Source organism: Paraburkholderia sp. RL18-085-BIA-A, from assembly GCF_046027075.1.
In the GTDB taxonomy this organism is placed as follows: Bacteria; Pseudomonadota; Gammaproteobacteria; order Burkholderiales; family Burkholderiaceae; genus Paraburkholderia.
Window position 1 is genome coordinate 1 of record NZ_JARESU010000048.1, and the last position, 21,723, is coordinate 21,723.

The 21,723-nt window shown below is 60.7% G+C and carries 16 protein-coding genes and 2 pseudogenes; 8 read left to right on the top strand and 10 right to left on the bottom strand.

The features are described from left to right. The first annotated feature begins 346 nt into the window (after nt 1–346). The gene (locus P0D89_RS27310) at nt 347–1,144 is read left to right on the top strand and encodes a substrate-binding domain-containing protein (RefSeq protein WP_408362640.1); all 798 of its coding nucleotides are present in this window, start codon (nt 347–349) and stop codon (nt 1,142–1,144) included. A gap of 521 nt (nt 1,145–1,665) precedes the next feature. Here P0D89_RS27310 and P0D89_RS27320 read toward each other — a convergent pair. Then, the gene (locus P0D89_RS27320) at nt 1,666–2,871 is read right to left on the bottom strand and encodes a polysaccharide pyruvyl transferase family protein (RefSeq protein ID WP_408362641.1); all 1,206 of its coding nucleotides are present in this window, start codon (nt 2,869–2,871) and stop codon (nt 1,666–1,668) included. A 236-nt stretch (nt 2,872–3,107) separates the two neighbouring features. Here P0D89_RS27320 and P0D89_RS54810 point away from each other — a divergent pair. Further along, nucleotides 3,108–3,409: pseudogene (locus tag P0D89_RS54810) on the top strand (IS4/Tn5 family transposase DNA-binding protein). 933 nt (nt 3,410–4,342) lie between these two features. Here P0D89_RS54810 and P0D89_RS27330 read toward each other — a convergent pair. After that, complete coding sequence (locus P0D89_RS27330) at nt 4,343–5,308, bottom strand: GlxA family transcriptional regulator (RefSeq protein ID WP_408362643.1); 966 nt, start codon at nt 5,306–5,308, stop codon at nt 4,343–4,345. A 109-nt stretch (nt 5,309–5,417) separates the two neighbouring features. On the opposite strand from P0D89_RS27330, the gene P0D89_RS27335 reads away from it, so the two are divergent. Beyond that, nucleotides 5,418–5,708, top strand: a complete 291-nt coding sequence (locus P0D89_RS27335) for a hypothetical protein (protein WP_408362644.1) — start codon at nt 5,418–5,420, stop codon at nt 5,706–5,708. A 264-nt stretch (nt 5,709–5,972) separates the two neighbouring features. On the opposite strand, the gene ppnP is transcribed toward P0D89_RS27335, so the two are convergent. Both ppnP and P0D89_RS27345 read right to left on the bottom strand, forming a co-directional pair. Beyond that, nucleotides 5,973–6,293: a pyrimidine/purine nucleoside phosphorylase gene (gene ppnP / locus P0D89_RS27340; protein WP_408362645.1), complete on the bottom strand. Its 321-nt coding sequence runs from the start codon at nt 6,291–6,293 to the stop codon at nt 5,973–5,975. A 162-nt stretch (nt 6,294–6,455) separates the two neighbouring features. Continuing rightward, the gene (locus P0D89_RS27345) at nt 6,456–7,169 is read right to left on the bottom strand and encodes a hypothetical protein (protein WP_408362708.1); all 714 of its coding nucleotides are present in this window, start codon (nt 7,167–7,169) and stop codon (nt 6,456–6,458) included. Nucleotides 7,170–7,519: 350 nt separating this feature from the next. Here P0D89_RS27345 and P0D89_RS27350 point away from each other — a divergent pair, with 350 nt between their 5' ends. After that, entirely contained in the window at nt 7,520–8,038 is a 519-nt protein-coding gene (locus P0D89_RS27350) for a hypothetical protein (RefSeq protein ID WP_408362646.1), read from the top strand. 253 nt (nt 8,039–8,291) lie between these two features. On the opposite strand, the gene treA is transcribed toward P0D89_RS27350, so the two are convergent. After that, entirely contained in the window at nt 8,292–10,019 is a 1,728-nt protein-coding gene (treA, locus tag P0D89_RS27355; RefSeq protein WP_408362647.1) for an alpha,alpha-trehalase TreA, read from the bottom strand. Nucleotides 10,020–10,611: 592 nt separating this feature from the next. Here treA and P0D89_RS27360 point away from each other — a divergent pair. Next, nucleotides 10,612–12,213, top strand: a complete 1,602-nt coding sequence (locus tag P0D89_RS27360) for a methyl-accepting chemotaxis protein (protein ID WP_408362648.1) — start codon at nt 10,612–10,614, stop codon at nt 12,211–12,213. A 120-nt stretch (nt 12,214–12,333) separates the two neighbouring features. Then, complete coding sequence (gene cfa, locus P0D89_RS27365; protein ID WP_408362649.1) at nt 12,334–13,509, top strand: cyclopropane fatty acyl phospholipid synthase; 1,176 nt, start codon at nt 12,334–12,336, stop codon at nt 13,507–13,509. Between the two features lie 19 nt (nt 13,510–13,528). On the opposite strand, the pseudogene P0D89_RS27370 reads toward cfa, so the two are convergent. From P0D89_RS27370 to P0D89_RS27380, 3 genes and pseudogenes are all read right to left on the bottom strand, one after another. After that, nucleotides 13,529–13,636 (bottom strand): annotated as a pseudogene (locus tag P0D89_RS27370) (IS6 family transposase); the annotation flags it as partial. Nucleotides 13,637–13,761: 125 nt separating this feature from the next. Then, the gene (locus P0D89_RS27375) at nt 13,762–14,775 is read right to left on the bottom strand and encodes a zinc-dependent alcohol dehydrogenase family protein (RefSeq protein WP_408377491.1); all 1,014 of its coding nucleotides are present in this window, start codon (nt 14,773–14,775) and stop codon (nt 13,762–13,764) included. Between the two features lie 68 nt (nt 14,776–14,843). Further along, the gene (locus P0D89_RS27380) at nt 14,844–15,266 is read right to left on the bottom strand and encodes a DUF302 domain-containing protein (protein WP_408377493.1); all 423 of its coding nucleotides are present in this window, start codon (nt 15,264–15,266) and stop codon (nt 14,844–14,846) included. A 530-nt stretch (nt 15,267–15,796) separates the two neighbouring features. On the opposite strand from P0D89_RS27380, the gene P0D89_RS27385 reads away from it, so the two are divergent. Continuing rightward, a complete protein-coding gene (locus P0D89_RS27385) occupies nt 15,797–17,482 on the top strand; it encodes an alkaline phosphatase family protein (RefSeq protein WP_408362652.1) in 1,686 nt (561 codons plus the stop codon). Nucleotides 17,483–18,099: 617 nt separating this feature from the next. Then, a complete protein-coding gene (locus P0D89_RS27390; protein WP_408377495.1) occupies nt 18,100–19,272 on the top strand; it encodes an NHL repeat-containing protein in 1,173 nt (390 codons plus the stop codon). Nucleotides 19,273–19,753: 481 nt separating this feature from the next. Here P0D89_RS27390 and fabI read toward each other — a convergent pair whose 3' ends face one another. After that, the gene (fabI, locus tag P0D89_RS27395) at nt 19,754–20,533 is read right to left on the bottom strand and encodes an enoyl-ACP reductase FabI (RefSeq protein ID WP_408362654.1); all 780 of its coding nucleotides are present in this window, start codon (nt 20,531–20,533) and stop codon (nt 19,754–19,756) included. Between the two features lie 2 nt (nt 20,534–20,535). Further along, nucleotides 20,536–21,714, bottom strand: a complete 1,179-nt coding sequence (locus P0D89_RS27400) for an acetate/propionate family kinase (RefSeq protein ID WP_408362655.1) — start codon at nt 21,712–21,714, stop codon at nt 20,536–20,538. Nucleotides 21,715–21,723 lie beyond the last annotated feature (9 nt).

Genomic DNA, 21,723 nt, shown 5'->3' on the forward strand with positions numbered 1-21,723 from the left:
GTGGGTCACCGAGCCCGTGTTCGCAATCTCGGACGCGCCACTCTGGTCCGCGTACCAATGCACAAGACATTCCTTGTCATGATGGCGCACTGAAACTCGGCTATCGGCGCGGACTACGATGAAGGATGGAGGACCGGTTCGTCTTATAGCGGATCCAAGACGCGTCGTGGGGCGGTCGTCGACGCTAATGCCCGTAAGACCTGGAACAGCGCGCGTCGACCGCGGTAGTGAACTGACAGGTTTGCGGCAGTCTCGCGGCCGCACTTGATGCCGGCTACCATCATGACTAGCATCCGGACTCGATGCATATGCAGACTAGGTCATCCGATCGACATGGGGCGGGGCCGTGACCATCCGCAAGCTGAGGATTTGCGCACTCGCGTTCTGCGTAACGGGCGCGTTACTGTGCAGGGGGGCCGCACTGGCAGACGAAGTCAAGGTGATGATTTCTGGCGGGTTTGCGTCGGCCTATCGCGAACTGGGCCCGCAGTTCGAGGCGGCGACCGGCCGTAAGCTAATCACCGTCTGGGGGCCCGCTGTGGGTACGGCGGCGAATGCGATCCCTGTGCGGCTTGCGCGCGGCGAGTGGGCCGACGTGCTGATCGTGGTTGGGTATGCGCTCGACGAACAGATTAGTGCCGGCAAGGTTTTGCCTGACAGTAAGGTGGACTTCGCACGCTCGGCAATCGGCATGGTGGTTCGCGAGGGGACGCCGAAGCCGGATATCAGCTCGATCGACGCATTGCGGCGAGCGCTGCTCGCGGCGCAGTCGATCGTCTATCCTGACAGCCCGAGTGGCGTCTATGTCGGCAACGAACTGTTCTGGCGTCTCGGCATCGCGGGGCGGATGGAGAACAAGAGCCGCATGATTCCGGCCGGGCAGGTCGCCGATGCCGTCGCCAATGGACAAGCTGAGATCGGAATTCAGCAGGTGGTCGAACTGTTACCGGTGAAGGGGGTGACGGTGGTCGGCAGTTTGCCCTCAGAAGTGCAGCGGTACACGGTGTACTCCGGGGGCATCGCCACAAATGCGAAAAATCCAGCCGGGGCAGAGGCGCTGATCCATTTTCTGTCGTCGCCGGACGCCGCGCCCGCGATTTCGAAGACTGGGCTCGAACCGCTTTCGGCGGCGCCCGCGAAATGAGCGAAAAAAACGCGTGTCCGATGCATCGTTCGACGTGAGTGGCCGGCGACTTTCCGGGAACGGCAAGTCTCGGTGGGTCGATCGCACACCTAGGCGGACGCTAGCAGGTCCGCTTCATTCAGTTAAGGGACCACCAATCTAAGCTTCTGTTCGCCGTGTCATCGGCCGGAGCGATAATTTGCAGAGTCGCTGACGATGGCGGTCGACTCTGGACGAGCGGCTGCTGATGATCAAGGTGACGCCGGCCGACATGGCGGATAGCACCGGTGCGCAGGCAGTGCGGGAAGTCGCGAAGCAGTGCTGGCCCCCGTGAAGCCGAAGTCGACTGGCAAGGCATTGGCGAGAATATCGACGGGTTCGATTTTTCTCTCGATGCCGGCGAGACACGTCGGGTGACTCATTGCAAACGCCGCGTCAAAAAATCGCTACGAAAAAACATCATTTTGGGCAAGTTGATGTCGGCGTGCTTCGTGAATGTCTCAACTCCTGCGAACAGGTGACAGAACCCGCCGTCCCCCGCTTTACACGCAGAATGCCAGGCGATAGCGGCGCGCCATATCGGCGGCCGTATGGCGCATAAGTGCTACATCGGTCTCCAGCGCGGTGCCGATTGCATCGGCGAGACCATCCGCGACCGTCGTCGCGGCGATGCCTTGCGGCTCCCACGTTGCGGCGAAGGCCGCCTGCTTCGTCGACTGCTGTGCCTCGCTTGCATGAACGAGATTGACGCGCGGCCGCGCGAAGGCCATCGCGACGATCCGTCCGTGCAGGCTGCTGCCACAGTACACGCGGCCGTACGCGATGAGCGCGCAGATGTCCCAGAGGTACAGCGAAGTAAAAAGGTGCACCGGCGTGCCGCGCAGACGCGCAGCGAGACGCCGATATACATCGAGGTCATCGTGCCAGGGCGCGGCGCCTGCGCGAAACATGACCACACCCAGCCTATTGGTCTTTGCCGCGCGCCCGATCTGGTAAGCGAGGACGTCGAGCGTGGCATCGTCGCCGAAGCTGGCGTCGAATTGCAACGCTGCATAGCCTTGCGGATATGCGTCGCGCAGCGGCTTGACCGCATCGCCGGCCGCCCGTTCTTGTATTCGTGCGCCGAACAACTCCGCGACCATGACGACAGGGTCGGGTACGAGCGGCGCTTCGATGTTGGCTGCGCGCAGATGCGCCTGCGTCTGCCGATCGCGCACGCTGAGATGCGCGGCACGCCTGAGCTTGCTCAGAACCTCATTGCGGAAAGAGGGTTCCCGGCGGTCCAGATCCGTGCCACCGACCGCGTGAAAAGAGGTCGTGTTCACGCAAACCTGGGGAAACGAAGCCGTTGAAATGATATAAGGCGCACGCGACGCCGTGCCGAGATGCGCCATCGCCCATGCCAGCGGATCGCGCCGCCATTGCTTCTCTTCTGCAATCATTGTGCGCACCCGTTCGGGCCGCGCAAGCATGACTGCGGCTTCCCATGCGTTACACGTGAGCAGCTCGCCGCCCACATGAATCACGTTCAGCGATTTTCCGCGCGACCACGCGCCGAGGTTTGCGAACGCGCATGGGGCATGACCGCCCCACGCGCGCAAGTCGCGTGTAACGAGCCCTGCGTACAGTACGTCGCTCGGCGCGAGCATCCGTGCAACGATGTGAGGGAACAACAGATCGCCGAAGTTATGGCGGTCGAACGCCCCGAACAGGACGGTGTGGACGCGACGTTTGGCATGATTGGGCATGACAAAGGCTCGGGCGGCAAGGGCGCAGACCGGCTCTACGCGGCGGCGCAGACGCAAGGCCGAGCCTGTCTTCGATGATATCAGGGCGTGCATGGCGACCGCGCGGACCGGTCATGACGAGCGGCGGCCGTCTCCTGACCCAATCCGTCAAGACGGGTTTGCCGGCTTGTAGTTACCCACCTCATCATCGCGAAACGCGCTAACCTGGCATACGTCATGTCCCGTATGCGAGCGAGATGGCCGGCAAACGACAGACGGCTGATCGGTCGTGGTGCGATCTGGAGGTTCAGGACAGCAAATTCCAGGACGTCGGGTTGCTCCGCCGCTTCGTAACCCTGCTAAAACAGCTTTGGACCGGCATGGGAAAATGATCCCCTTCGCGTGTCAGGACTGGGCCTCAACCAACGCAGCCTACCGGTTCCCGTCTACTGACCGTGTCAGCGAACACGCTATCCTCCGCGGACATTGCAATGCGACGACGAGGCTTCGATGCCTTGCAGAAGCTGTTCGGGGATGTAGGTATTCCGGAATTCTCTGAGCTGGCTCAGCCTAACGCGTCGTTCCCGCCAAACTCATTCAGTGTGACCGGGGTAGGTTGCGTTGCACCCGCTCCATGCGGACGCAGCCACACTTCGCACATAGCGGCGCTGGTGAACGTGTGCGCATTTGCGGCGTAGTCGTCATCTGGGCCGCAAAAGAAAACGCCTGCGCTTTTCACACAGGCGTTTCCGTGGCCCCGCTACCGCGCCCCAATGAACGATTTCTCGTCCGCTTCTGCATCAGGGGCCGGCTTCCGCGCGGCTCCCTTTCAGTATAGGACGCGCAGCGGAATATCCAAGTCGACGAAACTGGCGCGGAACGCAAATCCTGTTTCGCTACGCGAAGAAGGATGGTTCCAAAAGAATCGATTGTCTGAATTTGACACAATTAACGGTTTGCCGCTTCCGGCGGCCGGCCGCGAATGTTGCCACTTGCGACATTCTGGCAATTGGTCGACGAGAGCGTAGTCCATCCTCTTTCTCAAGACGGGGCGACACCCGCGCAGGAGGACGAGGCGTTCGCAACGCTCAGCGAGCGCAGACGGAACGAGGCGCATCGCAGATACCATTATGTTCACGCCGCCGTGAAGTCTGGACGGCATCCGTTCGCGGGGTTGAACCTCAAGATTGCAATTGATGAGGCCTACACGATCGAGGAAGAGCAGTGGAGGGACATACACTGCCCCTCCTTGCCTATCCCCGGTGGTATCTCCGCTACGCTGTGGCAACACTGGATTAGACCGTGCAAGAGCAATAAATAGGGTCGCAGTACACTTCATATCCTCATTTATTGCTGAGCGATTGCTGAAAAATCTCAAGTATCGGCGTTTCTGATCTCACCAATGGTGTCGTTTGCGAGTGTAAGTCTTTGATTTCCGCGGCCGGTGGGATCAAGTTTGCTGTCGTCTCGCGGCTGCTGACCGGACAAGTTATCAGCGCAGATCGGCGCGCAGATCGCGCACGCCTCTTCCGAGGCGTTGGCGCAAGAGCGTGCGCAAGGTTGCGCCGTCGACGTAACCCACCTCGGCTGCAATGGCGTCGATGCCCAGGCCGCTGCCATGGAGGAGAGACTGCGCATGCTCGACCCGCAGGTCCTGAAAGTAGGCGAGCGGCGATTTGCCAAGCACGTCCTGGCAACGCCGCTGGAGCGTACGTGCGCTCGTGGCCAGTGCGCTGGCCGCTTCCTGCAGCGAGAACCCTGCCTTGAGATGGTCTCGCGCCCACAATTCGAAGCGCTGAATCAGCGGATCTGCCTGAGCCAGATGGTTGGGGATGATGTAGGGCGCTTGCGAGGAGCGTATATCGGCGAGCAGGTAGCGCGAAACGAGTGCGGCCAGCTCGGGGCTGGCGCGGCGTATCAACCAGAGCGCAAGATCGAGATGCCCCATCGCTGCGCCAGCAGTGACCCCCACGTCTGTCGGCACGAGCATGCGAGACTCGTCGAGCAAAACATTGGGGTAGCGTTGCCGGAACAACGGACCGAGCCACCAGGTCGTGGTCGCTTGCCGATGATCGAGGAGGCCAGTTTCCGCCACGAGGAACGTCCCGATGCAGGACGCAGCGAGCAGAGCGCCTTGCGCATGCCACTTCAGCAGTTGTGCTTTGGCCTGAATCACATCCGGCCGTCCCAGAGCCGGGACCAACTGCTCCGGCGTCCCGGTGTTGAGCGCCGGAATGATCACCCAGTCCGGCTTCAGGTCTGCCATGACGGGTTGCACGGGGATCGTCAGTCCTTGTCCGGAGCGGACCTTCTTGCGCACGCCTACTAACGACACGTCGAAACAAGGTCGTCCGCCCATTTGCACGGCCGAGAATTTATTCGCCAGCGAGAACGCGTCGAGCATCACGGTGAGGCCCGTGTCGAATAGTCCCTGCAGGGCGAGTACGGCGATGCGCATGGCGTGAATGACCCTAAAGTTGTCATTTACGACGATACAGCTTTTTGAGTTCGAAGGCTACAGTGGTCCCCGTTGCATGCCGCAACGAAGTTCTCAAAGGAGATCACTCATGAAAGTTTTTGCCATCGCATCCGCGCAACCGACCCTCACACCCGACAAGCTCCAGCAGCACATGCCGAACGAGGTCCCGGCCACACTCAAGCTTTATCTCGAGGGCAAGGTCGAGCAGTTCTGGTTTCGTGAGAAGGCCGGGCCGATCTTTCTTATGAACGTCGAGTCGGTCGAACAGGCTCGGGCGACGCTGGACGCGCTGCCGCTGGTAGCTGATGGCCTCATGACGTATGAGCTGATGCCGGTCGGCCCGCTTGCCCCACTTGGCCGGCTGATCCAGGACAGGTGAACTCAAACGGCATTGGCGCCGGCCTGGATCCGGACGTATAACTGCTGAGCGTCGGCGCGCCGCCGGGTCGGGTATGGCGGCGAGTTTGTCGAAGGACATGGCGATCCGGCCGAAGTGTTCGATCCCACTGAAGAGCGGTTCGATGAGGTCGCACGGAAGATGGATCGCCGGGGCGCTGACACGCTCGACTTGAATTGCGAGCGAACCGCTTTCAGCCGGGAACCTGGCCGTGTTCGGCGTGAGAGAGGCTGACCGGAACTGTCTTTACAGATAGCTGCAGACGTAGTCGAGCGTTTCGATCACTTCGATATCGAAGCGACTCTTGCCGGGCACGTGGAAAGATTCGCCCGCGCCGTAGGTTGTCCACACATCGCTGCCTTCGAGGCGGATGCGGCATTGGCCTGCCTGCACTTCCATGAGTTCCGGCGCGTCGGTGCCGAAGTTGAGCGAGCCGGGCAGGATGACGCCGAGCGTCTTGCGCGTGCCGTCGGCAAAAAGAACAGTGTGCGAGACACACTTGCCTTCAAAGTAAACGTTGGCGCGTTTGATAACGGAAACCTGATCGAATTGCATAGCGGCCGTCATGACGGTCTTCCTCCGGATCATTGTGAATGGATAAAGTTGGCGCCCGCTGCCGCTTTTGCGGCGGGCGCGAGCCCGCCATCATACAGGCGGACGGCGGCTGTCGTTAAGCATGAGCCCGTCCATTCCGTCGCCGCAACAGCGCGCAGTGGCCTTGGCTGGCGATTACTCAGCGCGGCGCCAACGCCCCGAGTCCGGGCACACGATGGCCTGTTCGTGGTCCACGAGGACTTGCTCCGCATCGAGTTGCGACGAGGTCGAAGGGCAGACGTCGAATGCAATCTTGAGCGCCTGCGCGACGTGGGCATCTTCGATGGGAAGCTCCCAGGTCAGGAATATCTGGATGCAATCCTGATCCGTCGCGAAGTCGGCCGCATCAAAAGCACTGCTGTCGCGCCGAATGACGCCATGCGGCTGGCAAGTATCGAAGATCACAACCGTCCCGCGGCGCAGAGGAATGCGATGGCCGGTAGAGGGAAAATGCACGTCCAGTCCCTTGTCCTCGCTCAGGAAGAGATTGCAAAAGGCCGCACCGCCATACTGGTTGCCGTCATGGTGATACCTGGCGCCGCGGCAGGCCATGAGGGCTACGTCACTGGAGGCGAGCACCTCGGGCATTCCAAGCGCGTGCGTCCAATCGGACACTGCCTGCACGCAACGCGTGTAGTCCGGCCAACGCGCCCGCGCTCTTGCCAAAGGCAATGCCTCGACGTCTCCGGGCTCCAGCACCACGTGCGACGATATCTCCCTGTCCCAATCCGCAAGCAGGTGACGAGGCGGCTCGGGCACGTCGACCCTGCCTGATAGGACGAGGTCGCTCACGCGTCGACTGCGGATGGCGTCGCCGCTCCAGAAAAAGGAGGTCAGCATGTCTGGCATTCGGCGTTGTTGCAGAGGGGAACTCATCTGGATCATTGTAAAGCTTTCGAAGGATCGCCTCGCCGCGCAGCGGCCCACAAGAGTCACTCGCTTGACGTGTCAATCGTGCCGGCGCTGGCCCACTCCGGCGCGGCACGCGGAGTGCTAGATCATAAAGAGCGGCATCGTGGTACCCGGCGCGATGTCGCTCGTCGCCTTCATCGCTGTGCACATTGGAGTAGCCAAGCGCGAATGACTGACTACACTGTGTAAATGCAAGCGAAGCTGGAGGCGTGTCTTTTCAGACACGGTCGGTCTGGGCATAACGCTCAGTAGTGTGGCGTTTCAATTCCTTCATTGGAGGCATGCTCATGACGTGCCTGAACGAAAGGGTTGTTTGCGTTATCTTCTTTGTGCAGAGTGGGTTGGCGTTCGCGGGCGGCGTTGCCATCGACTCGCCCGGAGCAATGACGGTTGCGAACATTGCAACTCTGCCCGTGGAGGTTGTCGCGCCCATTCCGCCGCCGGGACGCTATTTGCAGCGCTATGAAATGGAACACTCGTCGAATCAGGGTGGGCCGTTCTATACGCAAATCGAGAACTTCTATAGCGTACAGTTGAAGCATGACTTCCGGTTCGGCACCGGGAATGTCACGCCAGCGTCCGACGCGGCGGCGCAACCGGCATCGAATGTTCTCCATCTGATTCCGTCGACGGCGCCGCAGCTCTCGATCGTCCAGTCGGCGAACGCGACCTTGACGCTCGGTACAGGACCGCAGCGAAGGCTGTCGTTAACTGTCGACGACTGGGTCTTTTCCGCCACGGCGCGTATTGCTGTTTTCCATTCGAACAGTACAGGCGCAACGCTTTTTGTCCGACACGGCTTTTGATTCGGGGTATCCGGATTAACTCGATGAGGTTCGGTCGCCAACGTCGGGTCGCGCGAAATCCTGCCGCGTCACGCAATGACGTGGGCGGCTATCCGCGCGAATGTCAGTTGTACTGTTGAGCCGCCATGCAGGCGTCGTTCGGTCGAGCGGCAACTGACCGCGGCCCCGGCCCATTTGCTGCGGGCCGGGTCCGCTCGCGAAGCGCCGTGAGCGTAAGTTGCAGATCTTGACGCCGTTGTCGGCGCCGCATCCATTACTGGCCGTTGCCGTACAGATCGAGCAGCATCAATGTCACGCCATTGGTCCAGCCGAAGCCGTCCTGCAACGGATATTCGCCACCACCGCCGCCACCTGCTCCCGCCCCTTCGACGACATACTTCTCGACGAGTTTCTGCTGCGTCTTGTAGACGTTTTCAACGTCCGAGAGAAAGCGCGTGCCGATCGGCTTTGCAAGATCGGCGCGTCCATAGCGCTTGAGCCCCTGGATCGCGATCCAGTGCAACGGCGCCCAGCCGTTCGGCGCGTCCCATTGCTGCGTGGTGTTGTACGTCGACGTCGCGAGACCGCCCTCCTTGAGCAGCACGCTTTGCACGGTCTGCGCGGTTTTCCATGCGCGGTCAGGCCAGGCGACGCCCGCCATCAACGGATAAAGCATCGCGGGCGTCTGATTGTCGCGAGCCTTGCCGAGCTGCCAGTCGTAGTCGCCGTAGTAGCCTTTGTTGTTCCACAGGTAGTGGTTGATGCCCTCCGCGCGGCGCCCCGCGTAGCCGATGAACTGCGCGACGCAGCCGAAATCGCGGCTGATGGTGCAGCCGCGCGCGATCGTCGTCTCGAGATGGAAAAGAAGACTGTTCAGATCGACCGGAATGATCGATGTGGTGCGCACGGTCGACAGGTTCTGGTTGTCGCCAAACCAGCGCGAACTGAAATCCCAGCCGCTTTCGGCGGTCGCGCGCAGATCGCGGTAGACCTCGTTTGCCGGACGCCCGCTGGCCTGCGCCGCCGTCTGGACGTCCTCGATGTACGACTCGTTGCGCGGCGTGTCCAGCTCGTCCCAGTAGCGGTTGAGCACGGTGCCGTCGCGCAGCACGACGACGTTGCGCGTCGCACTGCCGCGCGCGGTGCTGGTTGCGCCTTTCATCCAGTACGCGTACTCCTTGCGCAGCTGAGGCAAGTACTTCTGATAGACCTTGTTGCCTTCCTTCTGCGCAGCGAGTTCGACCATGTATGAGTAGAACGGCGGTTGCGACCGGCTCAGGTAGTAGGTGCGATTGCCGTTCGGGATATGGCCGAAGGTGTCGATCATGTACGCGAAGTTGTCGAGCATGTTGTCGACGAGATCTTCGCGTCCCGACTCCTGCAGGCCAAGCATAGTGAAATAAGTATCCCAGTAGTAGCCTTCGCGAAAGCGTCCCCCCGGCACGACGTAGGGATTGGGCAGCGGGATCAGCGAGCTGAAGTCGGGCGCGGTCGTTGTCATGCGCGTAAGACCGGACCATAGCCAGTCGATGTGCTCGCGCAGGCTCTGGTTGGGCGGCGGCGTGAGGCTCTGGTCGACTGGCGGCGTGAAATACTGGTTCACGAATGTGAGCAGCGAAAAGCCCGGCTGGTTCTTCTGTGCTTCGTAGAGTTGCACGATTGTCGCGGGGTTCATCTTCGGCGTCGAGTCTACGAAAGTCTTCTGATCGCTGAAAATCTGCGCGGTCTGCACGGCGACGAACAGATCGCCGTACAGGATGTCAGGTGCAGGCGGCAACGCTGCGCCGACCTGGGTATCGGCGAGGCCACTCGCCGACGCGAACACGAGGGTTGCAATGCAGGCCGCGCGGATCGCAGTGAGTGAGCGCTGTCGCGTGATGTGCTTTCGACTGTGAGAAAGATGCGGAGAGAACCGCCATGCGGATGCCTGAAACGACGGTTCGACGAATTGCGCGTCGCTCGATGACGCTGCGCTGATATGAGACTGTGACTGGATGCTCATGTCGCCTCCTGGGTGTATGGGCGTTTCACTGGTCTCGTCGCGCGATGCCATCCGATGCCGTCTGCTTGCGGCATGCGGGTCCGGTACGGTACTACCGCATCAAAAGCATCGAAAGCATCGCATGCGTTGGAAGATAGAAGCAACTGCGGTGCAGCATATGCAATACGCATAGAGATTATGCGCAGTGAAAGAGGCCGTCATGCGTAACAGGCAATGGATTGTGAATCGCGACGTTCGCGAACATAACCATTGCTTTAACGATGCCGATCTGTGTGAACCGATCGGCCGCGCCAGATTGAAATAGACCGCGTGTATAGACGCGTCGTCGCTGCTTTGAGCCATGCCCCTGATATGCCCTGGGCGGGAGCCGATGCTGGCACTGACATCGCCGCACTCGGTCGTGCTATTCGGATGCGAGTGAGCAATAGAGGCCGGGGATGCAGAGTGCAACTGCTGGGGATGGTGTGAGCGGCCCTATACCCGAGCCGCCCGATAGGCCGCGTTAATCGCATCAATCAACGATAAGCATTTCACGGCCGCATAGTTGATATGTGAACATCGACCCAACAAAACGATAGAAAGGATCGGGGAAATGTTCGTGCTGCCAAACCTCCGTGTCGGCACCCGTGTCGCGAGCGGTTTTGCGCTTGTGCTGCTCGTGCTGATTGCGCTGACCTCAGTGGGCGTCGTACGTGTCAATATGATCAATGCGAGCCTCGCGACGATCAACGACGTCAACAGTGTCAAGGAAACCTACGCCATCGCTTTCCGTGGCAGCGTGCACGACCGCGCGATCGCGGTGCGTGACGCCGTGCTGGTGCCGCCCGCCCGGGTGGCCGGCGTGGCCGGTCACGTAAGTGCGCTTGACGCCGACTATCGACAGGCAGCCGCGCCGCTCGACGCGATGGTTTCAGATCGCTCCAAGGCGTCCGACGAGGAGCGCACTGTTCTCGCAAAGATCGAAGCGGACGAGGCACGAACAACGCCGCTGATCGCGGACGTGCTGGCGAGGCGTGAGGCTGGCGACCAGGCCGGCGCGCAGCAGGTCGTGCTCGATTCTGCCGCACCGTCCTTCGTCGAATGGCTCAATGACGTCAACAGCTTCATCGATCTCGAAGAGAAGCTGAACCAGATACAGGCACATGCGGCACGTGAAGTCGGCCGCACATTCGAGTTCCTGATGGTTGCGCTCACGGCTGTGGCGATCGCGATCGGTTCCGTCATAGCCTGGCTCATCACACGCCATATCACGAAGGCACTCGGCGGCGAACCCGACGAAGTGCGCAGGCTTGCCGATGCGATCCGCGAAGGCTCGCTTGTCCACGAGGTGCGCGTGCGGCCCGGTGACAGCGACAGCATCCTCGCGACAATGGACCGCATGCGGGACGCGCTGCGCGAGGTCGTCGAAGGCGTGCGCACGCATGCCGATAGCGTGCTCAGTGCAAGCCTGCAAATCTCGGATGGTAATGCCGATCTGTCGACCCGCACCGAATCGCAGTCGGCGTCGATTGAGGAGACCTCCGCCTCGATGGAACAGTTGACAGACACCGTGCGGCAGAACACCTCCAGCGCGAAGAAAGCAAGCGGTCTCGCAACGACGGCCGAGAACGTGGCCGCACGCGGCAGCGACAGCATGCGCGAGGTCGTGGACACAATGGACGGCATCTCGACCGCCTCGGCACGGATCGGCGACATCATTTCCGTCATTGAAGGCATCGCGTTTCAGACCAACATCCTCGCGCTCAACGCGGCCGTCGAGGCAGCGCGGGCCGGCACCCAGGGACGCGGGTTCGCGGTGGTCGCGACCGAAGTGCGTTCGCTCGCACAACGCGCGGCGACCGCGGCGAAGGAGATCAAGGTACTCATCGAAGACTCGCTGCAACGCGTGCATGACGGATCGGACAAGGTGCGCCGGGCCGGAACGACGATGGACGAAATCCTGCGCGCCGTGCGCCAGGTCAACCAGATCATGAGCGAGATCGCTGAGGCTTCTGATTTGCAGAATGACGGCATCGAGCAGGTCGGCCGCGCGATTGCGCACATCGACGACGCAACGCTTCAGAACGCCGCGCTCGTCGAGCAGGCGGCGGCAGCGGCAAATACGCTGAAGGAGCAAGCGCACGCGCTACACGGCGCAGTCGCCGTGTTCCACGTGGGCGAGGCCGCAAACGGCACGATCCGCGATGCGGCCTGAAGCTATCGCGTCAATGGGCATTTTAAATTTCACAACTTCGGTGTCTCCAGCCATAGTGCTGCCCGAAAGCTCGACCACAGTCGGTCTGAGGCAAACCATACGCGTGTAACTGGAATCGGTATGAATAGTGAACAGCAGTCGCTTCGGCAATCTCAATACGACTTTTCGGACCAGGCTGGCGACACACCCGAAATTCTGACGTCGCTGCTCGGGAAGGCAGACGTAGTGATCAACGGTGACCGTGGCTGGGACATTCAGGTTGTCGATCAGGCAGTCTACAAGCGGGTATTTTCAAGTTGGTCCATCGGCTTCGGCGAGTCTTACATGGATGGCCAGTGGGACTGCGAGCAACTCGACGAACTTTTCACAAGGTTGCTCCGTACCGATATCGAATCGGCGGCAGTCGGTATCTCAAAGGTTCGACTCCTCTTCGAGCATCTCCGTCATCGCTTTTTCAATCTGCAATCGAAAGATCGCGCTTTCCAGGTGGGCGAGCGCCATTACGACGCAGGGAATGATGTATTCGAGGCAATGCTGGACAGTCGCATGATCTATTCATGTGGCTATTGGGAACACGCGAAAGATCTCGAGCAAGCACAGTTTGACAAACTTGACATGATTTGTCGCAAACTGAAGCTCCGCCCCGGAGAAACGCTGCTCGATATAGGCTGCGGCTGGGGCGGACTTGCCAAGTTTGCCGCTGAACGATATGGCGCACAAGTGACCGGGGTCACCGTTTCGAAACAGCAACTGACGCTGGCCAAAGAGCGTTGCAAAGGACTACCGGTCACGTTGATCCTTCAAGATTATCGCGAACTGCGAGGGCGCTTTGACAAGATCGTCTCCGTTGGCATGTTCGAGCATGTAGGACCGAAGAACTATGAGGTCTACTTTGATACCGTCAAGCGCCTGCTAGCCCCGGGCGGTTTGTTCCTCCTGCACTCGATCGGACTAGCCACGACCAGCCAGGGAACGGACCCCTGGCTCGACAAGTACATTTTCCCAAATGGGAAGCTTCCCTCTGCCAGACAAATTTCCGCCGCGGTCGAAGGCCGTTTCATCATCGAAGACTGGCATAACTTTGGCCAGGACTATGACCGTACCCTGATGGCATGGTGGGATCGCTTTGACCAGGCGTGGCCGCGTCTCGAGTCACGCTATAACCAGCGCTTTTACCTGATGTGGAAATATTATCTACTTTGCTGCGCGGGATTTTTTCGGTCGCGGCAAGGGCAGCTCTGGCAACTCGTGCTGACTCATGCTGAACGCTCGAAAACCTATCGGTCGGTCAGGTAGCCGCCTTAAACACTGAGCAGCGCTTAACGAACTCCGGCGTGAACCGTTTGACCCAGCGCATGATTGTCGTGTGCGCCAGAGAAAGGCCACTTTCGGACATCATCTCGACCAGATCGCACAGGCTCAGCAAACAGAGGTGATTTCACTTGCCAGAATGTTTGACGGCTTTGACCTGGTGGATGCGCTTGCCCATGCCGCGAAAATCTTCTCTGGGCGATGGCCTGGCCGCTGCGATGCCGTCCCGAGTGCTCGTCACGAAGCCGATGTCCGGTGCACCGCCTGCTCCACCTCGACGACGACTTTGGTACGTGCCGTGCCGCTCGCGACGAGTTCATAGGCCTGTTCCGCCGTACGTAAGTCGAACCGTCTCGGATCGACCACCGGCGCGAGATTGCCGCTTTCTACAAGGCGCGTCGCCGCGCGCATCATCTCGCCATGATGCGCGCGGCATTGACCTGTCAGCAACGGATATAGCGTGAAGATGCCGGAATAGGCAGCTTCGCGAAATGACAGCGGCGCGAGTGCGTGCGTCCCCCAGCCGAGCGCACTGACCACGCGCCCAAAGTGCTTGACGGCGGCGAACGACGCATCAAGCGTGGCTCCGCCCACGGTATCGACGACCAGGTCGAAACCTTCACCATCGGTATACGCCGCCACATACTGCTCAACCGTTTGCGCGCGGTAGTCGATCGGTGTTGCGCCGAGCTGCCGCACCAGCTCACCATGATGGGCACTCGCGGTGGCATAGACCTCGGCGCCAAGTGCATGCGCCAGTTGCACGGCGATGTGGCCGACTCCGCCCGAGCCGCCCTGTACCAGCACTCTGGCACCGGCTTGCAGATGTGCGCGATCGACGATGCCCGCATACGACGTGGTGAACGCGAGCGGCAACGCAGCAGCTTCGCGCATCGACAGATTGCGCGGCACGTGGCCGAGCAGATCGGCATCGACCGCAGCGTACTCCGCCAGTGATCCCTGAATGCCGCCGACGCCACCGGCCATGCCGTAGACCTTGTCGCCGACGGAGAACCCGGTGACTCCGGCGCCGAGTGCCGTCACGGTGCCGGCGAGGTCGATACCGAGTACTAGCGGCAGCGGATGCTTCGCGTGCGCGGCGGCGCCCGCGCGAATCTTGGTGTCGAGAGGATTGAGTCCGCTTGCTGCGATGCGCACCAGCACCTGCCCGGCAGCAGGTTCAGGGCATGGCAGCGTCGAGTATTCCAGCGGACCGTTATAGCGGTTAAGTATCAAAGCGTGCATGGACATGATGGTCTCTTGCCCCTTGTACCGTGACTCGAGCGCGTCGAATCGTGACGGACCCGCGTTTCAGGGACTTAGCGCGCAGCGGCGTCCACCAGGGCGGCCACGCCACTGACCGGCGTCATCAAATCACCCGGAAGACCATGACGCTGGCGGAGATACTCGATCGAGTTGAATGACAGCCACGTATCGCCGTTCGCATCCTCCCAGACGAGCACCTTGAGCGGAAGGTCCAGCGCAGCGGTTGGCGTGCATTGCATCAATGGCGTACCTGCCCTGGGATTGCCGAAGATCACGAGTTGGCTGAACCGCAGCTCGAGCCCGGCTCGCTCGGCGTCGCCGCTGAAATCGATGCAAGTGAAAAGCATCAGCCCCCGGTCCCGGATCAGCGTCTGGAGCTGGTCGACCGTCGCGGCGCCGGAGTGCGCGCTTGCAACGGTGACGATACCGGTACCGGCGCTCTCTGCAATCGAACCGATGACCATGATGTCTCCCATGCGGACGGTACGTCCTGGCAGCGTTGCGTGAATACGTGTGACCGGCTGACTGTCCACAGTCGTGCTGCATTCTCCGTTCGACGAGATGGCGCGACGTCAACTCCGCAGCGTTCTAAGTAGTCTCGATGAAGCGGATCAGATCAGTTTAGGCGTTTCCGGAAACAGCGTGGCCGATTGTGCGTTGGGGGAGCCATTCAGGTAAGGAATCGTCAGCACAATTTGTACTGCAAAGAATGGTGCACATACTGAATGACTTATTTATCACCCTGCGCACCAAGTTCGATTTTCGTGGTTGGCGTTGTAGCAAGTGGATAGCTGCTTTTGAAGAACGAAATAGCAGTGAAATAGAACCTCCAATGCTTAAGAAAACCTTAAGCACTCCGCGATGTTTCGTGAATTTTTTGGGGCATAAGGTAAGCGTTTGTTACGTTAGCGAATCGAAAGTTCTAATTCATCGGGAGGACTTAGTTCCATTGCACATTCATCTTCGATTACGAAATATTTCGTAATTACTTTAAAAAGGACAAGACATGAAGACGATCAGGAGATGGATGTGCGTACAACGAACGATTGGCGCAAGCGTTGCGATGCTCGCTGCGCTGTATGCGGCAAGCGCGGTGGCTGGCGATTCCGGCGCTCATGAGCGTGAGCATGAGCATGAGCGTGAGTCGGTGAAGCATGTGCTGCTGCTCAGCTTCGACGGCTTGCATGAACAGGACGTCGCCCGCTGTATCGGTTCGAATTCGTGTCCTAATCTCGCGTTGCTGGCGAAGTCGGGTATGAATTACACGAATGCATATACGCCCGGACTGTCCGATTCGTTCCCCGGCCTGGCCGCATTGGTGACGGGTGGTTCGCCGAAATCAGCCGGTCTGTTCTATGACGTGTCCTATGATCGAACGCTCTACGCGCCTTCCGATACCAGTTGTACGGGGAAACAAGGTTGGAACGTCGTATTCGACGAGACGACCGGCGTCGATGGCGAGAACGGCGGCGCGCTGACGCATCTCGACGGCGGCGGCGCTTTCAACCCGCAGGCAATTCCTCACGCATTGGTCAACGGCGTCTGCCAGCCTGTCTATCCTCACAACTATATAAAGACCAACACGGTCTTCGAAGTCGTCAAACAGAACAGGCGGGACGCACGGACCGCATGGGCCGATAAGCACGCATGGGGCTACGATTGGCTTAACGGGCCATCGGGCAGAGGCGTCGACGACCTTTCGCGCACGGAAATCAATTCGATCGATCCTGCGACCAACACCAATTACACCGACGTCTACACGCATACGGAAATATTCGATAACCTCCATGTGCAGTCGCTGATCGCCGAGATCGACGGCAAGGACTCGACCGGTCAGTCCCGCGCCGATGTACCCACGCTGTTCGGCACCAACTTCCAAACGCTGAGCGTTGCCCAGAAGGCTACGTTCGCGACGGGCGGCGGCTATCTGGATGCGAGTTTTACGCCGGGCCCGCAGGTTGCCGGTGCGATAACCTATCTGGACGATGCTTTGGGCCGTATCGTGTCTGAACTCAAGCAGCGTGGGCTCTATTCGTCCACCGCGATCATCGTCACGGCCAAACATGGTCAGTCGCCTACGGATCACTCGAAGCTCGTGAAGAACGGCGACACGCTCTCGAAACTGCTGGAAGCCAATAGCTATCTGGACCCTAATGGCAACTTCGGGCAGAACGCGACGAAGAGCGGCAATCTGAACGACGGCACGGGTCTCGTCGACACCGGCATGGTTCAGTCGGACGACGTCGGGCTGATCTGGTTGCACGATCAAAGTCAGTTGCCGGCAGTCGTCAAGACGCTCAAAGCCAATCTGGGTTGCAATGCGCCGGGCATTTGCGCAGATGGTCCGCAGGCATACATCCTGTACGGCTCGCAACTTGCTGAGCGCTTCGGCGATCCGGCGCAGGGCCGCACGCCCGATATCATCGTGCAGCCGAATCCGGGCGTCATCTATACGTCGAGCACGGCCAAAGACGAAGAGCACGGCGGTAACGCCCCAGACGACAGCCATCTCGGTCTGGTGGTCTCCGTTCCGGGCGCTCGTCGAGCGGGACAAACCATCGACGATCCGGTGCTGACTACACAGGTTGCACCGACTATCCTGCACATGCTTGGCCTCAGGCCTGAACTGCTGCATTCGGTCGCATTCGAGGGAACGCGTGTACTGCCGGGCTTTGAGCGGGACCGCTTTTAAGCCCGGAAAGTTCTCGGCTGCGGCAACTTAAGCTCCCTGACTTGCGCGACGCAACCGCCCGGAAATATTCGGCAGGCGGTTGCGTCGCCGGCGTAGGGCGTCGAGTCCGTTTCCTCTTTAGCTCGCATCCTACGAGTTGCAGTCATACAAACTGCTGACAGTCACCACGATGCGAACGGCTGCTGATCCTGTCGTTTTCGGTGCCTCGTCGTCCGGGGCAAACGAATGTCGTTCGCCCATCTGGGCCTTTGGGTATCAGAAGACTCTGGTTCAGTCAGGGAGCACGCTGGAATATTTGCCCCTGCCGCACGTTTACTGCACACGCTTCGCCCGCATTCGCGTTCGCCATCGGACGATCCAGTTCTCGTTGTTCATAACGCATGCCTCGTTCGCCGCGCACTGGGTGGCAGCGGGTCTGCCTTTGCCTGGTTTACGTCATTCGCCCCACTGCTGCCGACGCTGTGCGACCCGCGTTCGAGTCGCAGGACTGCTGTGCTAGTGTCCGTTGCCCGGACACGGGCGAAAATTGCTTGCGGCGGCCGGCACGCGATGCGTGCAGCGACAACAGACGCGCCCGCCCCGCGGCTTTCGTGGAGAGCGAAGTCATGAATCCCCTCATGCAAAGTCTTACTCCGAAGTTCGGCTGGCAACCGTGCCAGCGCGTGGCCCGTGGAAAAGGCCGCGCGCTCAAACGCCTGTTGCTGACCACGCTTTACGGCGCCAGTCTCGCGCTTTCCTCAGCGGGCATCGCCGTTGCCGACGAACTCACGGCGCTGCTGCCGCCTTCGTTCGTCACCTCATCGACGGTGCCCACCAACGGTGACCTCAATCCGTACGGCATCGTATTCGTGCCCGACGGTTTCCCCCGCTACGGCACGATCGCAGCAGGTGACCTGCTCGTGTCCAATTTCAACAACGCGCAGAGCGCCGGCAACCTTCAGGGCAAAGGCACGACTATCGTCAAGATCGTGCCGCACGACAACCCGGTCACGTTCTTCCAGGGGCCGGCGCGTCTCGGTCTGAGCACCGCGCTTGGTGTGCTCAGGGCCGGTTTCGTACTGGTCGGCAATGTACCGACCAAGGACGGCACGTCCGCAACGGTCCAGCCCGGCTCGCTGCTGGTGATCAATCGAAGTGGCAGTCAAATTGCGGAATGGACGCCCGCGACTGCAAAGATCAACGGTCCCTGGGATCTGACGATCTTCGATGAGGGCGACCATGCAAAGGTATTTGTGTCCAACGTGTTGGATGGCACCGTCACGAGGCTCGACGTCAGCGTCGACGACGGCGGCGTCCATCTGAACCGCGCCACGAAGATCGCCTCCGGCTACGCATTTCGCGGTGATCCAGCAGCACTGGTCCTCGGACCCACGGGACTCGCCTACGATCCGCAACGCGATGTACTGTATGTCGCCTCGACCGCCGACAACGCGATCTTCGCGGTTTCCGGCGCGGGCAACTCGCAGCACGACGGCAGCAAGGGCGTGCTGATCTACGCGGACAATAAGCATCTGCACGGCCCGCTCGGCATGACCCTCGGACCGAACGGCCATCTGTTCGTCGCGAACGGCGACGCGGTCAACGCCGATCCGAAGCGGCCGAGCGAAATCGTCGAATTTACGCCGCAAGGCCGCTTCGTCGCGCAGTTTTCCATCGACCCGGCACCCGCTGGTCCGTTTGGAATCGCGTTTGGGCAGCCGCAGCATGAGTTCGTGCGCTTTGCGGCAGTCGACGACAACACGAACACCGTGACCGTCTGGCATCTGCCGTTCGAGAACGCGGGCCAATGAGGCATAACGCTGCACGCGGCGCATCACGCAAGGAAGGTGCGCGCGTGCAGTCTGTCAACGCAGATTCGCCGAAGTCGCGTTGCTGTCGCGAAGGGCCACCTGGGCGGTAATCTGCGGAATGGCTCGAAAGAGTGAATGACATTTGTACCCGGGCAGCTACCGACCAGGTGGCGCTCGGGCCATCGTTCGTCGAGGGTCAAAAGTGCCCATTCGTCGAAGTCGATAGCAGCCGTTCGCCGTCGCGCTGATAGCACGACCGACAGTGCCATCAGTGAAGCAATTGCAATGATCCGTCCGGTTCGCGCGCAAGTCGGGAGCACCAGTGCAGCGGCCCGCGTTCCTCCGTGGATCACGCGTCGTCGAGGCAAATATCCGTCATCGGAAATCGCCACAATGTGTGGCGGCCTTCCTTACCCCCTGTTTTGAACCGGGCTTCGGCAGGCGGCTAACTGTGCCAGTTCCATCTGCATCATTGTTCCATTCACCCAATGATACTAACCCCGCCATCAACAAAAACCGTATTCCCGGTCATCCTCCGAGCGTAGGGTGTCGCAAGAAACGCGCACGTATACCCCACGTCCATGATATCCACCAGTTCTCCAATCGGCGCGCGCGCGGCTGCTTCATTGAGCAGCAGATCAAAGTCCTTCAGCCCCGACGCCGCGCGCGTCTTCAACGGCCCCGGTGAGATCGGATGCACGCGAATGCGCCTGGGCCCAAGCTCATGCGCAAGATATCGGCACGAGGCTTCGAGCGCCGCCTTGACCGGCCCCATCAAGTCGTAATTGGGCACGACCCGCGCCGCGCCCAGATAACTCATCGCGAACAGCGAGCCGCCTTCGTTCATCAGCGGCGCCGCGAGTCGCGCCATCCGGATGAACGAGTGACACGAGATGTCCATCGCCTGGGCGAAGCCTTCGGCGGAACTGTTGAGAAGGCCGCCTTGCAGATCGTTCTTTGGAGCGAATGCAATCGAATGGACGGCGACGTCGAGCCGTCCCCAGCGCTCGCGAATCGTATCGAATACGCTTTCGAGTTGGCCTGGCTTCGAGACGTCGAGCGGTAGCAGCATCGACGCGCCGAGTTCTTCGGCGAGCGGTTCGACGTAGGCCTTTGCCTTGTCGTTCAGATAGGTCAGCGCGAGGTCCGCGCCCAGCTCACGGAATGCGCGCGCGCATCCGTAGGCGATCGAATATTCATTGGCAATACCAACGATCAGTACCTTGCGTTGCGCGAACGGCTGCGCGGAAAGCTTGTCCATGCTCATCCCTCCAGTCGTTCGAGCGTATGCCGGGCAATCATCAGTTCTTCGTTTGTCGGGATGACCCACACATCGACCGCGCTTTGCGTATCGTTGATGCGCGGTCCATGTCGAGCGTTCGCGCTCGCGTCCAGCGACACGCCGAGCCACGCTGCCAGGCGGCACACGCGCTCGCGTACGGGCGGCGCATATTCGCCGATGCCCGCGGTGAACACAATCGCATCGAGCCCGCCGAGCGCGGCCGCCAGCGATCCGAGTTCGCGCGAGATCCGGTAGCAGAACAGGTCGACTGCTTCGGCGGCGGCAGGTGCGTCGCTGGCGAGCAGCATGCGCATGTCGCTCGAAATGCCGGACACGCCGAGCAGCCCGGAGCGCTTGTACAGCAGCGAGCCGATCGCGTGAGCATCCATATGCGCTTCCTCGATCATCCACAACACCACGCCCGGATCGAGACAGCCAGAGCGCGTGCCCATCACGAGCCCTTCGACGGCCGTGAATCCCATCGTGCTCGCCATGCTCCGGCTGCCGTCCATTGCGGTCATGCTCGCGCCGTTGCCAAGATGCAGCACCACGGTTTTACCGCGCGCGGCCCGCTCGCTGTATTGCGGCAGCACGCTTGCGATGTACTCATACGACAGGCCGTGAAACCCGTAACGCCGCACGCCGTGGCTCGTGATGTCGGGCGGCAGCGCATAGCGTGTCGCGATTGCCGGTTGCGTGTGGTGGAACGCGGTGTCGAAGCACGCGATTTGCGGGACCTGAGCATTGCGCGCCGTGATCGAACGAATTGCCGCAAGGTTGTGCGGCTGATGCAGCGGCGCCAGCGGAACGAGCGCCTCGAGCGCGGCCAACACTTCTGCATCGACGCGCACCGGCTCGAAATAACGCTCGCCGCCATGCACGACACGATGCCCGACGGCCACCACGGTCGCGCCGCCCGCATGCGCGCGCAGCCAGTCGAGCAGAAACGCGATCGCATCGTCGTGGGCGAGCTGTTCGCCCGCAGGCCAGCGCCGGTCTTCGATCACTTCGCCGTTTTGCCGCTTCACCTGCATGCGCGGCGTGGTGTACAGCTCTTCGAGCTTGCCGCCCGCGATCGGCTCGAGCGTGCCGCCGCTCACCGAGAACGCATGAAATTTGATACTCGACGAGCCGGAATTGATGACGAGAATGACGTCCATGCCGACAAC

Excerpts from the sequence above, each read along its gene's own strand:
- P0D89_RS27320 (WP_408362641.1), bottom strand. The coding sequence starts at position 2,871 with ATGCCCAATCATGCCAAACGTCGCGTCCACACCGTCCTGTTCGGGGCG.
- P0D89_RS27330 (WP_408362643.1), bottom strand. The coding sequence starts at position 5,308 with ATGCGCATCGCCGTACTCGCCCTGCAGGGACTATTCGACACGGGCCTC.
- P0D89_RS27335 (WP_408362644.1), top strand. The coding sequence starts at position 5,418 with ATGAAAGTTTTTGCCATCGCATCCGCGCAACCGACCCTCACACCCGAC.
- ppnP (WP_408362645.1), bottom strand. The coding sequence starts at position 6,293 with ATGACGGCCGCTATGCAATTCGATCAGGTTTCCGTTATCAAACGCGCC.
- P0D89_RS27345 (WP_408362708.1), bottom strand. The coding sequence starts at position 7,169 with ATGCCAGACATGCTGACCTCCTTTTTCTGGAGCGGCGACGCCATCCGC.
- P0D89_RS27350 (WP_408362646.1), top strand. The coding sequence starts at position 7,520 with ATGACGTGCCTGAACGAAAGGGTTGTTTGCGTTATCTTCTTTGTGCAG.
- treA (WP_408362647.1), bottom strand. The coding sequence starts at position 10,019 with ATGAGCATCCAGTCACAGTCTCATATCAGCGCAGCGTCATCGAGCGAC.
- P0D89_RS27360 (WP_408362648.1), top strand. The coding sequence starts at position 10,612 with ATGTTCGTGCTGCCAAACCTCCGTGTCGGCACCCGTGTCGCGAGCGGT.
- cfa (WP_408362649.1), top strand. The coding sequence starts at position 12,334 with ATGAATAGTGAACAGCAGTCGCTTCGGCAATCTCAATACGACTTTTCG.
- P0D89_RS27375 (WP_408377491.1), bottom strand. The coding sequence starts at position 14,775 with ATGTCCATGCACGCTTTGATACTTAACCGCTATAACGGTCCGCTGGAA.
- P0D89_RS27380 (WP_408377493.1), bottom strand. The coding sequence starts at position 15,266 with ATGGGAGACATCATGGTCATCGGTTCGATTGCAGAGAGCGCCGGTACC.
- P0D89_RS27385 (WP_408362652.1), top strand. The coding sequence starts at position 15,797 with ATGAAGACGATCAGGAGATGGATGTGCGTACAACGAACGATTGGCGCA.
- P0D89_RS27390 (WP_408377495.1), top strand. The coding sequence starts at position 18,100 with ATGCAAAGTCTTACTCCGAAGTTCGGCTGGCAACCGTGCCAGCGCGTG.
- fabI (WP_408362654.1), bottom strand. The coding sequence starts at position 20,533 with ATGGACAAGCTTTCCGCGCAGCCGTTCGCGCAACGCAAGGTACTGATC.
- P0D89_RS27400 (WP_408362655.1), bottom strand. The coding sequence starts at position 21,714 with ATGGACGTCATTCTCGTCATCAATTCCGGCTCGTCGAGTATCAAATTT.